The following is a 14,534-nucleotide window of genomic DNA, read 5'->3' as shown; positions in this document are numbered from 1 at the left end:
ATTAATAAGATTTTATCTACATTGTCAAGAATATGCATCAATTATTGAATTTTTAAAATATAAAATTTGGAAGATAATCGATTACATTATTTAATTAAAATTATTATGCCATAGTAAAATTGAAATCATTTATGGAAAAAAGAGTGAAATTTGACTTCGAGATATTCTTTACGAACGGCGGTAGTATCAAAGGGGAAGATTTCAGATTAGATATATCTGGAGACGATATCATTGACAGTGCCCTGGCGGACTACATCGTTGAAGATATGCAGTTGCTCATGGTAGGTAAAGTTAATATCCTTAACAAAGAAATCCTCATTGAACCCCATAAACGTAAGCCAATTGATGAAAGTGTAGCGGAAGATTTCTTAATAGATTTAAGTCATACAATAGAGGATGGCCTGATCACTTACAAGGGGCTACCCGCACCGATTATTTGCGACTATCTCTCCAGGGAACAATCAAAACAGAACTATGATAGCGATACATCTTTTCAGATTGGAAAAATAGAGATGGTCACTAACACCGGAACTTATATCGATTGTCCATTTCATAGATTTGCGGATGGCAAAGACACAGCTCAAACAGTATTAAAAGATTTTGCGCAGCTGGATGCTGTGATGATCCATATACCATTTACAGAAACCCTGAAAATTACAGAAGATCATCTTAAAAATAGAGAAATCAGGAATAAGGCTGTATTAATACAGACCGGCTGGGATAAACATTGGAATACGGAGCTATATTATCAGAACCATCCGTTTCTTACCGAACAGGCGGCAATGTATCTTCGGGACTGTAAAGTTAAACTTGTAGGTATTGATTCCCATAATATAGATGACACGGATGGCAGAACAAGATCTGTTCATACGGTGCTATTGGGTGCCGGGATTTTAATCGTTGAACATCTCTGCAATTTGAATAAATTACCGGCTGAGAATTTTACGTTTACAGCCGCTACACCAAAATTTAAAGGTGTGGGGACTTTTCCGGTCAGGGCATTTGCTTCTGTTGAAAAGAAATAATTATATTCAAATACGAAATCACCTTTAACAAGAAACACAATTACATGAAAAATAACGTAGGATTAACAAAAGATGCAGGCTGGCAGTTCGGAATCAGAAAAACTATGCTAGCAAACCTGGAAACACTGTGGAATGTCTTTTTTTCAGACCGGGGATTAAGTTATTGGTCTGAAGGTGTAGACCAGGGTTTTTCAACTTTTAATAAATATTCACATATCCGGACAAAGTGGAGGCACAAAGATTTCACAGAAGACGCCAATTTACAGATCAGATTTATTCCTTCGAAAAATCAAGATAAAACAACAATTTCATTTCATGTTGATAAATTAAAAAATGAAAGCCAGCGTGAAGTGACGAAAGCATATTGGTCAAAAGTGATTGAAGATCTGAAGCTGTTGCTGGATTCTTAGGGCCCACGTGAATAAGGATTATTTTATCTTCCCTAATCTTCCAAAACTAATTCAAATAGACCTGGATAGCTCTTTACAATGCCTTTCTGATCTACTGTGATCGACGAGGAAAATACGGTATCAAGATTGTCATACAGATATTCATCCTTCTTCTTTCTGCTATAAAGCTGTTTGACTGGCTTTATTTCATTTTCAAGAATGTTGATGTATATGACATCAATAGACTTTGATTGCCCTATATCCAGTAACAAATTATTGATTGGCAATGTATTTGTAAAAGGTGTAACCGAAATATCGATAAAGAGAAATTCATTGAACTCCGGTCTAGGAATTCCATTGATCGACCATAAACCTGCAGCATTTGTCCCGATAATTAAATTTTTGTGCCCTTCAATTTCTGTTTTTATTTCAAATTCCTGTATGCACCAATTTCTGTCTATTTTTAAAACATAATCTACATTATAAATACGGTTTAAATAGTTGCCAATGATAGACGATTTTACATAATAGGCATCATTTTTCAGTTCTATCGTGCAATCTTCCCAGGATTTATAAACCAAGCCTCTCCAGATAATCTTTCTCATTTCGATCTATGAATTACAGTTTGCGGTCTTATTTCTGAACATTTCTTTGAATGATTTTTTGAGATGGATTCCCTTTCCCAATACCATTCCGAAACGGTTCTAAAAGTCATTTATGTAATTAAGCAGTTATTGTACCAGTTATTTCTCAAATATAAATAAAAGGTGAATGTTATATAAATACCGGCCTTTAAGGTAAAATTTACTTTTATATAATTGTATATCCGTTCGTATTGTCATGATTGCGACTGAAGATCCGATGCCCATATTTGCCATTATCTTCTTGACTCCTGCCCCGCATTCATTTGAAAAGTTAATAGACTCTATTGATCGTTAGATCGAACTAACCTCTTATTCTCGTTACCGTCATTTGGGGAAGCGTTCTCCCATTTCATTTCCTTCGTATTCAATTTTTTTATCAGATACTGTTCTGTATATATCTTGCGTTCATCGTAGAGCGTCACCAAAGTCTTATCATTACTTAATACATAGGTTCTGTAAATAGTAGTATCTCGATTTGAAAGCGCATCGTAGATATTCTTAATACAGGTCATATCTGAGTTGAATTTGTATGTAACGGAACCATCTACGGCCATTTTAGGATCATCATTTGCCACGGTCCATTTACCGATAAGGTTATCAATGGCTATCTTTTCATCTTTTTTGCAAGAGCTAAGAACGACAATAATGATGGCTGGAAGTAGGATTCTGCAATTTATTTTCATAACTTCTTGGTTATTTATTATTGATATATCAACAATACGAGTGAATTTGATAATCTGCTACAGTAATACTTAAAATCTTGATCCCGTCCATGTAAATACATTTTACAAGACAACTTGATCCTAATCATTACATGTCCCATCATCAAAAGCAGGTCTATAATTTAAATTAGTCATTGTTTTTAGTGATAACGAATAGTAGATGGCACGGATCGTATAACCTCCTCGTAATACTCCCTTCTCTAAATACATCCAATCTGATATTTTTTGGTTATCAATCCTTACGGTATCGCCAAGAGCGACCTCTTTCGTAGAGACCGGACTGTTAGAGACAACGCCGGTAAAGTCGGGATTGACTAGCGTTGAAAACAGCCTGAGATAGTTGATGGGAATGTTTCCAATTTGCGTTGAAATACGTAACTTCAATACAACTGATCCATTGAATACAACATGATAGTTCCGAATGATAATCGCTTACCTCCATTAAACGGCCTGGTACTTATCGGCGGCAAAAGCCAACGCATGGGAAGTGCGAAAGAAAAGATGCATTGGCATGGCAAAGAACAGGTCTATCATTTGGCCGATATGTTAGGGAATTATTGCGATGAGGTATACATTTCCTGTCGTGTAGAACAGTTTGATGAAATAGCGGACGGCAAGGAGATGACTTCAACCTACGCATGGATTTCCGATCGTTATACAGACATTGGTCCTATGGGTGGAATGCTGACTGCTTTTGAATTTCGGCCCGATCGAGCCTGGTTGGTTGTGGCCTGTGATTTACCTCTGGTCGACCCCGAGGCTATCGCCTATTTAATACAACATCGCGATCCTCGAAGGATCGCCACCGCATTTAAAAGCCAACAGGACAGCTTGCCCGAGCCATTGTTCGCAATATGGGAACCCAGTAGTCTGCCCGTACTCCGGCAGATGCAGGCTCAACATAAACTTTCTCCACGCCGGGCATTGATACAACATCAGGCCCTAACTATTGAAGCCCCGCGTGCCAATACCCTTGTCAATGTCAACACTCCCGCCGAGGCCGACAGTGTAAAAGCCATGATCAACAACAAAGATTAAGGTCGTTGAAGTGCACCACGATAAAGCATTTCATCCACTTTCTTGTATACCTCAGGGTCATGTCGTTTTATTTTAATCTTCACATATTTGGAAGCTGGCATATTGCTTTCTTTTACGACATTGTTGACTGAAACCAAAACATTCGTCTCGGGGAAATAGGTTACCGTATTTTTTTCAGGAATAGCGTAGGAAACGATCAAAAATAAGGGAGCTACGCGTTCTATACCATCATCGTAATTATACAGATCAACTCTTTCTCCGGCCTTAAAACCAGCTTTATCAATATCTTTCTGATTCATAAATACCACACGTCGCTCATTTTTTATACCCCGATAGCGGTCGTCCAGCCCATAGATTGTGGTATTGAACTGATCATGGGTTCGCGTTGTTGCCATCATATACTCATCGTCATCCAGATGGTTTTCGGGGATATCCGTTAATGTGAAAGGTGCTCGCCCTCCGAGTTCATGCGAAAAAGATTGTGCATCACGGGCGCCATTCGGCAGATAGAATCCATCGCGCTGACGGACCCTCACATTGTAATTCTCAAAACCGGGAATACATTGCTCAATTGCATCACGTACCGCGTCGTAGCTGTCATGATAACGTTTCCAGTCGACTACCGACCGATCTCCTAAAGTTGCCATTGCCATCCGGCAAACGATCTGTGTTTCGTTGACCAGATTTTTAGAAACAGCATCCAATACCCCTTTAGAGGATTGAACCACACCCATGGAGTTTTCCGTGCTGATGATCTGAACTTCACCGTTCACAATATCCTTGTCACTGCGTCCGTAAGTCGGTAGGATAAGCGCCTCCTTGCCATGGATCAGATGGCCACGGTTTAATTTGGTGGAAACAGCGACCAATAAATTCAGCTTCCGAAGTGCATTTGCCGTAAATGTTGTGTCGGGTGTGGCGGACAAAAAATTCCCGCCCATGCAAAACAGGAATTTGATTTTTTCGGCGTGCATCGCTTTAATTGCACGCACTACATCATAACCATGTTCACGGGGTGGATTAAAGCCAAAATACTGCTGCAGCCTATCTAACTGCTCGTCGGTAGGTTTTTCATCGATCAGCATGGTACGGTTTCCCTGTACATTACTGTGCCCCCGAACGGGACAGACACCGCCCCCTTTAATACCGATACTTCCTTTCATCAACAAGATATTGAGGATCTCGCGAATCATATCAACACCGTTGGGCTGCTGGGTGAGGCCCATGCCCCAGCAAAAGATAATTTTATTTCTGTAAGCGAGCAGTTCAGCCGCTTTTTGCATATCGGGAATTGCAATGCCACTTAGCTGGCTCAGATGCTCCAGATTATAGTCCGCTTTACTGAATTGCGCCAAAAAGTCCGAGTAGCCCGTTGTCTTGCTGTTAATAAAATCGGAATGAATAACCAGGCCCGGATTTTTAGCTTCGAGGTCCAGTAAAATAAGTTCCAGTGCTTTTAAGAGTGCCATATCGCCATTGATCTTCACGGGAAGATAAAGGTCGGCCAAACTCACCCCTTTGCCGATGATCCCATTGACCTGCTGCGGATTATGAAACCCCATTAATCCAGCTTCGGGCAGCGGGTTGATAGCAATGATTTTGGCTCCATTCTTTTTTGCCTTTTCCAGCGCACTCATCATACGAGGTGCATTTGTCCCTGGATTGTGACCGATGATAACGATAAGCTCGCTTTCATAAAAATCGTCCAGTTTGACTGTGCCTTTACCGATTCCAATGGTGGGGCGAAGTGCCGAACCGGAGGTTTCGTGGCACATGTTAGAGCAATCCGGCATATTGTTGGTACCAAATTCTTTGGCAAATAATTGGTAGACAAATGAAGCCTCATTGGACGTACGGCCTGAAGTATAAAAGGCGGCCTGATGCGGCGATTCCAAGGCATTGAGCTGTTCGGCGATTTTTTGAAAAGCACCTTCCCAGCTGATCGGTTCATAATGTGTTCCTCCCGGGCGCAGATACATCGGATCTGTCAGCCGCCCCATCTTACCGATCTCATAGTCGCTGAGCTGTGAGAGATCGTACACTGAATTGTTCTTAAAAAACTCTGGGGTGACTCTTTTTGTTGTAGCTTCTTCTGCCAGTGCTTTTGCGCCATTTTCACAGTACTCACCGACTGGCGAACGCTCATCGTCTGGATCAGGCCAAGCGCAACTCGGGCAGTCGAAGCCGCCTACCTGATTCATTTTGAACAGCGCCTTGGTACCCCGGATAAGCGTTTTCTCTTCTATAAGATCGGCAAAGGCCGCCAATACAGCCGGAATTCCAGCCGCAGATTTTTCTACGGGTGTCAATTTCAGATCCAAGAGCTTATAAGGATTTTCTGCCTGTGGCTCCTTCTTGATTGATTGCTCCAATTTTTGCTTATTGTTCTCTTCCATAACATAAGATTTTGGGACAGTTCACACTATTTTTCTATGTGCTTAGCATTTAAGATTGGGATTCGGAAAGTTGTCGCTCTGATCCTCCAGGGTATTGTCGATGCAGGCAAAATCCTTTTCCACGAGAATTTTAACTGGTCCCGACTGCCCGTCGAAACCTATCCGCTCTGTCGCCACCAATTCCTTTACCATATTGGCAGACAGTCCAATTACAATTTCATTTTCAACAAAAGAAGCAATGAGTTCTTCAGTATCCGTTTGCAGGATGCGGTATACAAAGGGCTGGTTGATAAATTCGGTTCGGGAGGCTACTTCGCCTGTATTGCCCAATTTATCAATTTCGGACATCGTCAATCGCAGTCTAACGGAATTATCTTTAATCCTTATTTTCATCTTTCTATTTTTTGATCTAATGCTGTCGGGTAGTCGAGCATCCCCGCTAATCCTTCTATTTTAACATGGTCTGCCAGGTTATAGATATTACATCTATGGTCGCGTAAAAAACCAAATAAAGTGATATCGAATTCCTTGGCCAATTCAACCGCTAGACTTGATGGCGCACCGATTGCTGCAATAATCTGTATCCCGGCCATGGCTGCCTTTTGTACCAATTCAAAACTCGCCCGGCCACTCAAAACCAGGATATGTTTTTGCAACGGCAACAAATTGGCGGACAATGCGTGCCCCACAAGTTTATCAAGTGCATTATGCCGTCCTACATCTTCCCGTAAAGCGATGAGCTGTCCCTGTAAATTGAATAGACCCGCAGCATGTATACCGCCGGTGGCTGAGAAATTTCCCTGTGCGGCACGGAGCAGATCCGGCAAGCAATAGAGTATATCTAATGCTATCGAACAGGATATAGGCGCAAGATCCTTGAAAATACTAACAGTTTTGATTGCTGCGATGGAACCTTTTCCACAAACACCGCAACTTGAAGTGGTGTAAAAATTTCGGTCCAAAGCGCTTGTTATGGGGGTAAATCCGTCGTTCAGTCTCACAATAACGACATTGTCGTTATTTCTTGTGCAGGGCGCTTCCAAACGATCCACAGCTGTTACCTGGCTAATAACAGAAATAAAACCTTCTGTAAATAGAAACCCTATAGCAAGTTCTGCATCATGGCCAGGTGTCCGCATCGTGACCGAAATATTTTTATATTCGGCCTTTCCGTCAACTGACGTACATATTCTGATCTCCAGTGGTTCTTCGACCGATATGCTATCCATGACATGTGCTGGGATACAATCCGTCACTTTGACAAGGTCAATCTGTTTTAAGGTCGTATTGAGCAGTGCGTTGGATTCCATGGTTTCTAGTTCACATAGATTAAATATACTAAATTTATGGTGCTTACTTTAATGCATTGTGTTTAAATACTTAGATCAATTGGCAAGGTGTAGATCCGCTTCCCTGTTGCCGCATAAATCGCATTACAGAGTGCCGGTGTAAATGGCGGTACAGGAGGCTCTCCTACTCCGGTCGGTTTTGCGTCGCTATCGATAATATCCACATGGATCTGTTTTGGGGAATCGGGCATTCGAATAATCTGATACCCGTCAAAATTACCCTGCTCTACCTGACCATCTTTTACCGTGATCGTGCTTTTGAGTGCCAGACTTGCGGAAAATTGTGCGCCACCTTCAAATTGCGATTTGATACGGTCTACATTGACGGCTAATCCGCAGTCCACCACATAGTAGACATTGGGAATACTGATTTTCTTGTTCTGATCCACATTGACCTCTACCACACAGGCAACGTAGGTTAAGAAGCTTTTATGTGCCGCAAAGCCAAATGCAGTACCTGCTGGCATGGATTTACCCCATCCGGAAAGCTTGGCTACGCGCTCGATCACCTTTTTCATGCGTGCTGTATCCCAAGGGTAATCTTCGATCTTTTCGCCATAATTGGGATAGCTTGTCTTGATCAGTTCCTGCTCAAAGGTAATGTAGCGGTCTTCACCTAGTAGCTCCAGGGCATTCGAAACGGCATCCATTCCTCTTGCTTCAGCAATTTCATCGAGCATTGTCGCAGCGGCAAAAACCTGTGGAATATTACGTACAGACCTCAACCAGCCAATCCGCAGATGGGCTTTAGCATCATGCGTAGCAATATTTATTGCTGGAACATTGTAAGGGAAATCTGAAGCTCCCAACATTAACTCGCCGTCACTGGGCTGTACCACTGATAAATCCTCTGTCGCAGAGATAGACGGATTAGCAATATGATGGGCCCAGCCACTCAATTTATTTTGGCTGTCGATGGTGGCGACAATACGCTGTACACTCATGGCGTGGTAGTAGTCATGACGAATATCATCCTCACGTGTCCACTGAACCTTGATCGGCAGACCAGATTCTTTGGCCAATATAGCTGCCTCCAGGATAAAGTCAGGCTTTGACTTTCTACCAAAACCGCCACCCAAGAGGGTTACGTTCATTTTCACCTTCTCCACTGCCATACCCAGTTCGGTGGCAACCGCATCACGTGCGCCCTGCGGATTCTGTGTACAGGCCCACACTTCGCAGCTTCCGTTTTTCACGACAGCCAAAGCACAGGGTGGCTCAATGGTTGCATGAGCCAGGTAGGGAGCAATATACGTGTGTTCAATAACTTTTTTTGCATTCGCTTTTGCGGCGTTGAAATCGCCACGTTTACGACGGATTGTTCCCTCCTGTGCCACCACCTGCTTAAGTTCTTCGATCTGTTTGGCTGAATCGTAGCCGGCATTGGGGCCCATCTCCCATTCCACCTCCAGCAAGTCCCTGGCTTTTATGGCGGCCCAGGTATTTTCGGCGATGACAGCCACCCCAGCCAATGGTTTGGATAAGGTGGCTGGCAGTCCAGCACCCTTGATCGTAATCACCTTGAGAACACCCGGCACAGCCAGGGCTTTACTGTCGTTTACGGCTTTTACTTTGCCGCCCACGACCGGGCACCGTTTAATGACCGCAATTTTCATCCCTTCGACAACGGCATCAATTCCAAACACGGCTTTTCCGGTGACAATATTGTGCAGATCAATGATCGGGGTTTCTTTGCCGATCATATTGAACTGCTGTCTGTCTTTCAGTTTCACTTCGCTGGCTTTCGGAATAGGGAGGGTTTTTGCAGTTTCTACCAGATCGCCAAAATCCTTTTTCTTGCTGGATTCCCGTTGGATAACCTGTCCATTTTTGGTATCCAATTGGTCTACGTCAACGTTCCATTCTTTGGCTGCAGCACGAAGAAGGAGTAACCGCGCTATAGCACCGGCTTCCCGCATGGGTTTATAAAACATCCTTACTGAAAAGGAACCGTCTGTGTTTTGGTTACCATATTTTTTTTCATCCCCTTCAGCCTGGATGATTTCCACCTTCGTCCAGTCGGCCCCCAATTCGTCAGCAATAATAAGGGGAAGAGACGTGCGGATACCTTGTCCCATCTCTGAACGATGTGCGACAATGGTCACTTTGCCATCTGAACCAATTGTTAAATATACATTTGGAGCCACAGTAGCCACTTTTTTACCTTTGTCATCACAGCTAAAGAAGCTTACACCCAGAACCAAGCCACCAGTAAGCAAGCCGCTGGCTTTTAAAAAGTCGCGTCTAGAAACAGTAAAAATCTCCGAATTGACCCGATCGGTTTTTCTTTTTTGAAAAGGAGCTAATATTTTCATCTTGTTTATATTTTTGATAATACCTAGCCGTTTGTAACGGGTGTACCGGCTGCTTCTAAAATGGCTGCTTTGATTCTATTATATGTACCGCAGCGACAGAGATTGCCCTGCATTGCTTGCTCGATCTCGGCTACTGAAGGTTTCGCATTTTTCTTCAAAAGAGCTGCCGCATTCATGATCTGTCCGGTTTGGCAATAGCCGCATTGGGGTACGACATATTTTTCCCAGGCCTCCTGAACAGGGTGATCACCCTCCGCTGAAAGTCCTTCGATTGTTGTAATTTTGCCCTCACCGATCGCTGAGACCGGAAATGAACAGGATCGGATTGCAGTATCGTTGAGATGTACGGTACAGGCCCCACATAGCGCTTTTCCACAACCAAACTTGGTCCCTTTAAGACCAATGATATCACGGAGTACCCAAAGCAAGGGCATATCCTCAAGCACATCAACTTCGTGCTTTTTGCCATTTACTAAAATTGAATATTTTGCCATAATCGTTGTTTTTTCTTGTTTATGTAAGCGATATTTATCGGTTCAAATGGGATAAGCTTTCTTATTTATACGCTAGCGCTCAGTTTATTCAGTGGTACAAAATCGTTATTTAAATTAATCAAATAATTATACATTTTACGGATGTTTTTACCATTATTACAGTTTTGGTGTTTTTTAACGTCTAATTCATTAAATTTGATAAACGGCATTGTATCAAAATTGCTGTTGATTTAATCATTATATCCGCGTTCCACTGTCTTGCCCGTATTTGCATGAAAGAGATTAAAGACATTGTTTTAGCTGCCAGTGCAGCTGCTTCCGAAAATATCAGGATGGTGCTTGCCACTGTGGTTAAAGTTGAAGGTTCCTCCTATCGAAGACCAGGGGCCCGCATGCTGGTAACAGAAGACGGGCAAATGACGGGAGCCATCAGCGGCGGATGTCTTGAAGGAGATGCACTAAAAAAAGCGCTCTTAGCTATCCATCAACAGAAAAATCGCCTCGTCAGTTATGATACAAATACGGAGGAAGGTTCGTCAATCGGGTTACAACTGGGATGCAACGGTATAGTTCATATCCTTTTTGAATATGTAAACATGCAACGAACAGATCATCCCATCGCCTTGCTGCAACGCTTGCTTCAACAGCGTGAAGAAGGTTTGTTGATTACGTTCTTTTCTACAGACAAACAGGGGGAACAAAAAGGAACCCGCTTACTTATTAAAGATCTGAAGGAGCAGGCTTTTGCCCTAGACGCTCACTATTCGCCACTGAATGAGCATATCCAATTTGCCAAAAGGGAAGGAAAATCGGTTCTCACATCCTTTCAGGAAAATGGGCAAAGCAGTGAAGTACTCATTGAGTACCTCGTTCCTACTATTCATATGGTTATTGCCGGTGCCGGTAATGATGCGCAACCTGTGGTAGAGACAGCCCATCTGCTCGGCTGGGAAATTACGGTGGTTGACGGACGTGCCAGCCATGTCAATACCGCACGCTTTCCAAGAGCTCATCAGCTTATTGCCGCACCAGCAGTTGAGATCACAGCTAAATTAAGCATAGATCCATGGACTGTTTTTGTGTTGATGACACATAACTATGCTTACGATCTCACACTCCTTAAAAACTTGATGCACACATCGACACGTTATATTGGCTCTTTGGGTCCAAAGACCAAATTACTACGCATGTTCGACGATATGCAAGAGGCTGGTGTGACCGCTACCGAAAGTCAACGAAACATTATTTACGGCCCAGTAGGACTCGATATCGGTGCCGAAACTTCCGAAGAGATCGCTATAGCAATCGTTGCAGAGATCAAGGCTGTGTTGAATAATAGGCCGGCAACTTCATTAAAGTTCCTCAAAACGAAAATACATACTGAATACCCCACAATAATTTAGAAGACATCATGCTGACGGATACATTTGGACGGATACACAACTACCTACGCATATCGCTTACCGATAATTGCAACCTCCGTTGTTTCTATTGCATGCCGGAGGAAGAGTATAGCTTTACCCCGAATGAGAAATTGATGCAGGTGGACGAAATTGAGCAATTGGCTCGATTGTTTGTCGATCAAGGAATCAGCAAAATCCGCCTTACAGGAGGTGAACCCTTGGTTCGCAAGGATGCAGCCAATATTATAGCACGTTTGTCCAAACTTCCGGTTGAACTTCATATGACCACCAACGGAATCCGTATCAACGACATGTTGCCTCAGCTTGTGGACGCAAAATTCAAAAGCATCAACATCAGCCTGGACACCTTGCAATCCGGAAGGTTTTTTCAGATCACACGAAGGGATTATTTTGACCGTGTACGTGCCAATATAGACCTTTTGCTCGAACATGGAATTCATACCAAGATCAATATGGTGGTAATGAAAGGCATCAATGACGATGAGATTTTAGATTTTGTTGCATGGACAGCGAGGAAGCCGATAGAAATCCGTTTTATCGAATTTATGCCATTCAGTGGGAACAAGTGGAGCAGCAACCAGGTGTATACACAGGCCGATATTCTAGCGACTATTCAGCGGAGCTATCCCATAGAACCGATCACTGCAGGTCCACACGATACCGCTAAAGCATTTTCGATTGCCGGACACGTTGGGCGTATTGCTATTATAAGTACAATGACGGCCCCTTTTTGCGCAGGATGTAACCGGATACGGCTTACAGCAGATGGAAAACTCAAAAATTGCCTATTCTCTACAGGTGAAACCGATCTGTTGACAGCATTACGCGCAGGTGATGAAGTGCTTCCATTGATCCAGGCTACCATTAGCGCCAAAGCAAAGGAATTGGGGGGACAATTAACAACAGATTTTGAACATATAGACACCGATTTTCTCAAGAATCGGAGTATGATAACGATTGGTGGATGATAAAGCAAACAGGTATAGTCATATTGGCGGCCGGAAATTCTTCGCGGCTCGGCCTCCCGAAGCAGCTGCTCGAGTTTGAAGGTGAGACTTTATTGCGCCGTATCAGCAGGGAAGCGCTGGCGATACCTAATGCCAAGGTATCTGTCGTGATAGGTGCTTATCCCGACCCTATCAACACAGCTCTGAAGGACAGTAATGTCGCTGTGGTAATCAATCCACATTGGACAACAGGAATGTCTACCTCTATTGGTTTAGGCTTAAGGGATCTGCTAAAACATCATCCCAATCTGGATCGTTGTATAATCAGTCTATGCGATCAGCCTTTCGTGGACCGACATGTCTTTCAGCAGCTTATTCAATTGGCCGATAGTACTGATAAAGGTATTGTAGCAACCGGTTTTTCAGGAATATGGGGCGCTCCGGTACTTTTTGACAGAAAATATTTTGAGCATCTGATGTGTCTGGAGGGACAACAGGGGGCTAAAAAAGTAGCCGAGCAATTTCCCGAAGATCGTGTAGTATTTTATTATGAGGACGCAAAGTATGATATCGATACACAAGACGATTATTTCAATCTCCCCCATCAGTTTATCAGTGTTCAGCAGGCTAAAGATATTATCCATCACCATCTGCCTGCGCCAAAACAGATACAGCTCCCCCTCGAGGAAGCCTTAGGCTATACCTTGGCCCAAACTGTTGTTGCCAGGCAGTCAATCCCTGCTTTTCCGCAGTCATCAATGGATGGTTACGCTATTCGTTATAGCGACAAAGAGGGGGAACTTCCTGTCGTGGACAAAATTCCTGCAGGCACCACGGTCGAAAAAATATTGACAGAAGGACAGGCAATGCGCATTTATACCGGAGCCCCTCTGCCTCAAGGCGCAGATACAGTAGTGATGCAGGAAAAAGTAGATTTGAGCGATGCAAATACAATCCAGATTCGCGATGAAGCTCTCCAATTGGGGGACAATGTACGTCCCCAAGGGTCAGAAGTGCAGGCTGACAGTATCGCCATGCTCAAAGGAACATCATTGACTCCGGCTGCTATTGGCTATCTCGCAAGCATCGGATGCAGGGATGTTCTTGTTACCGCGCCACCACGAATACAACTTATTCTCACCGGAGACGAACTGAAACCTATTGGTACGGCACTTGGATATGGAGAAGTTTATGAGTCTAACTCCTATCAGCTTAAAGCTGCATTGCAGCAGCAAGGCATACTACATGTTGAAAGTCGTCATGTACCAGATGACAGAAGCCAACTCCAGGCAGCTTTGGAGCATGCATTGGATGAAGCAGATATTGTTCTTTTAGTTGGTGGTGTTAGCGTGGGCGACTATGACTATGTCGTGGATGTGGCTAAGGCCTGCGGTATTAAACAGCGTTTTCATCGTATCCGTCAAAAACCGGGAAAACCACTCTTTTTTGGCACACAAAATGAAAAGCTGGTGTTTGGGCTACCGGGCAATCCGTCCTCTGCCCTAACCTGTTTTTACCTCTATGTGGCCCCCGCATTGGAACGTATGATGCAGCTTCCACAACGAACACGTTCCATCAAAACCCATACAACACATGCTTATAGTAAAAAGCCCGGTTTAACTCATTTCCTTAAGGCACGATACGATGGACATGCTGTTGAACCTTTACACGCGCAAGAATCTTATCGCCTCCAATCGTACGCACAGGCCAATTGCCTGCTGATTCTCGAAGAGGATAGCAATGGTTGTGCCGCTGGCGATGAAGTTTTTATCCATCTTTTAACCTAATCGA

General features: G+C 43.4%; 14 protein-coding genes. 6 read left to right on the top strand and 8 right to left on the bottom strand.

Annotated elements, in window-relative coordinates; translation table 11 throughout:
* Positions 1–131 precede the first annotated feature (131 nt).
* Both HS960_RS00790 and HS960_RS00785 read left to right on the top strand, forming a co-directional pair.
* On the top strand, positions 132–1,025 hold the full coding sequence (locus HS960_RS00790; protein WP_182331023.1) for a cyclase family protein: 894 nt from the start codon (positions 132–134) through the stop codon (positions 1,023–1,025).
* 44 nt (positions 1,026–1,069) lie between these two features.
* Positions 1,070–1,435 carry an SRPBCC domain-containing protein gene (locus HS960_RS00785; RefSeq protein ID WP_182331022.1) on the top strand — a complete coding sequence of 122 codons (366 nt, stop codon included), beginning with the start codon at positions 1,070–1,072 and terminating at the stop codon, positions 1,433–1,435.
* A 32-nt stretch (positions 1,436–1,467) separates the two neighbouring features.
* Here HS960_RS00785 and HS960_RS00780 read toward each other — a convergent pair whose 3' ends face one another.
* The 3 genes from HS960_RS00780 to HS960_RS27085 all read right to left on the bottom strand — a co-directional run bounded on the left by HS960_RS00780 (position 1,468) and on the right by HS960_RS27085 (position 3,164).
* A complete protein-coding gene (locus HS960_RS00780; protein ID WP_182331021.1) occupies positions 1,468–2,019 on the bottom strand; it encodes a putative glycolipid-binding domain-containing protein in 552 nt (183 codons plus the stop codon).
* Positions 2,020–2,339: 320 nt separating this feature from the next.
* Entirely contained in the window at positions 2,340–2,741 is a 402-nt protein-coding gene (locus tag HS960_RS00775; protein ID WP_182331020.1) for a hypothetical protein, read from the bottom strand.
* 120 nt (positions 2,742–2,861) lie between these two features.
* Entirely contained in the window at positions 2,862–3,164 is a 303-nt protein-coding gene (locus HS960_RS27085; RefSeq protein ID WP_182331019.1) for a DUF2314 domain-containing protein, read from the bottom strand.
* A gap of 24 nt (positions 3,165–3,188) precedes the next feature.
* Between HS960_RS27085 and HS960_RS00765 the strand changes: the two genes are divergently transcribed.
* Positions 3,189–3,818: an NTP transferase domain-containing protein gene (locus tag HS960_RS00765; protein ID WP_182331018.1), complete on the top strand. Its 630-nt coding sequence runs from the start codon at positions 3,189–3,191 to the stop codon at positions 3,816–3,818.
* Here HS960_RS00765 and HS960_RS00760 read toward each other — a convergent pair.
* The 5 genes from HS960_RS00760 to HS960_RS00740 all read right to left on the bottom strand — a co-directional run bounded on the left by HS960_RS00760 (position 3,815) and on the right by HS960_RS00740 (position 10,372).
* Complete coding sequence (locus HS960_RS00760) at positions 3,815–6,214, bottom strand: FdhF/YdeP family oxidoreductase (protein ID WP_182331017.1); 2,400 nt, start codon at positions 6,212–6,214, stop codon at positions 3,815–3,817. The two genes, HS960_RS00765 and HS960_RS00760, sit on opposite strands and share 4 nt — an antisense overlap.
* A 42-nt stretch (positions 6,215–6,256) precedes the next feature.
* Positions 6,257–6,607, bottom strand: a complete 351-nt coding sequence (locus HS960_RS00755; protein ID WP_075993700.1) for a DUF7009 family protein — start codon at positions 6,605–6,607, stop codon at positions 6,257–6,259.
* Complete coding sequence (fdhD, locus tag HS960_RS00750) at positions 6,604–7,524, bottom strand: formate dehydrogenase accessory sulfurtransferase FdhD (RefSeq protein WP_182331016.1); 921 nt, start codon at positions 7,522–7,524, stop codon at positions 6,604–6,606. The genes HS960_RS00755 and fdhD overlap by 4 nt, the downstream gene beginning before the upstream one ends.
* 62 nt (positions 7,525–7,586) lie before the next feature.
* On the bottom strand, positions 7,587–9,878 hold the full coding sequence (locus HS960_RS00745; protein WP_182331015.1) for a xanthine dehydrogenase family protein molybdopterin-binding subunit: 2,292 nt from the start codon (positions 9,876–9,878) through the stop codon (positions 7,587–7,589).
* Positions 9,879–9,901: 23 nt separating this feature from the next.
* A complete protein-coding gene (locus tag HS960_RS00740; protein ID WP_182331014.1) occupies positions 9,902–10,372 on the bottom strand; it encodes a (2Fe-2S)-binding protein in 471 nt (156 codons plus the stop codon).
* 272 nt (positions 10,373–10,644) lie between these two features.
* On the opposite strand from HS960_RS00740, the gene HS960_RS00735 reads away from it, so the two are divergent.
* Genes HS960_RS00735 through HS960_RS00725 form a run of 3 tightly spaced genes read left to right on the top strand, consistent with a single transcriptional unit; the run spans position 10,645 to position 14,530 of the window.
* Positions 10,645–11,775 (top strand): XdhC family protein, encoded by a 1,131-nt coding sequence (locus HS960_RS00735; RefSeq protein ID WP_182331013.1) that lies wholly within the window; start codon positions 10,645–10,647, stop codon positions 11,773–11,775.
* Between the two features lie 8 nt (positions 11,776–11,783).
* Positions 11,784–12,764: a GTP 3',8-cyclase MoaA gene (gene moaA, locus HS960_RS00730; RefSeq protein ID WP_182331012.1), complete on the top strand. Its 981-nt coding sequence runs from the start codon at positions 11,784–11,786 to the stop codon at positions 12,762–12,764.
* On the top strand, positions 12,761–14,530 hold the full coding sequence (locus tag HS960_RS00725) for an NTP transferase domain-containing protein (protein WP_228280145.1): 1,770 nt from the start codon (positions 12,761–12,763) through the stop codon (positions 14,528–14,530). The genes moaA and HS960_RS00725 overlap by 4 nt, the downstream gene beginning before the upstream one ends.
* Positions 14,531–14,534: the final 4 nt, after the last annotated feature.

Source organism: Sphingobacterium paramultivorum (genome assembly GCF_014109745.1).
In the GTDB taxonomy this organism is placed as follows: Bacteria; Bacteroidota; Bacteroidia; order Sphingobacteriales; family Sphingobacteriaceae; genus Sphingobacterium; species Sphingobacterium paramultivorum.
This window is presented reverse-complemented; position numbering and strand designations above follow the sequence as displayed.

Coding starts and splice junctions, on each gene's coding strand:
- HS960_RS00790 (WP_182331023.1), top strand. CDS start 132: ATGGAAAAAAGAGTGAAATTTGACTTCGAGATATTCTTTACGAACGGC.
- HS960_RS00785 (WP_182331022.1), top strand. CDS start 1,070: ATGAAAAATAACGTAGGATTAACAAAAGATGCAGGCTGGCAGTTCGGA.
- HS960_RS00780 (WP_182331021.1), bottom strand. CDS start 2,019: ATGAGAAAGATTATCTGGAGAGGCTTGGTTTATAAATCCTGGGAAGAT.
- HS960_RS00775 (WP_182331020.1), bottom strand. CDS start 2,741: ATGAAAATAAATTGCAGAATCCTACTTCCAGCCATCATTATTGTCGTT.
- HS960_RS00765 (WP_182331018.1), top strand. CDS start 3,189: ATGATAGTTCCGAATGATAATCGCTTACCTCCATTAAACGGCCTGGTA.
- HS960_RS00760 (WP_182331017.1), bottom strand. CDS start 6,214: ATGGAAGAGAACAATAAGCAAAAATTGGAGCAATCAATCAAGAAGGAG.
- HS960_RS00755 (WP_075993700.1), bottom strand. CDS start 6,607: ATGAAAATAAGGATTAAAGATAATTCCGTTAGACTGCGATTGACGATG.
- fdhD (WP_182331016.1), bottom strand. CDS start 7,524: ATGGAATCCAACGCACTGCTCAATACGACCTTAAAACAGATTGACCTT.
- HS960_RS00745 (WP_182331015.1), bottom strand. CDS start 9,878: ATGAAAATATTAGCTCCTTTTCAAAAAAGAAAAACCGATCGGGTCAAT.
- HS960_RS00740 (WP_182331014.1), bottom strand. CDS start 10,372: ATGGCAAAATATTCAATTTTAGTAAATGGCAAAAAGCACGAAGTTGAT.
- HS960_RS00735 (WP_182331013.1), top strand. CDS start 10,645: ATGAAAGAGATTAAAGACATTGTTTTAGCTGCCAGTGCAGCTGCTTCC.
- moaA (WP_182331012.1), top strand. CDS start 11,784: ATGCTGACGGATACATTTGGACGGATACACAACTACCTACGCATATCG.
- HS960_RS00725 (WP_228280145.1), top strand. CDS start 12,761: ATGATAAAGCAAACAGGTATAGTCATATTGGCGGCCGGAAATTCTTCG.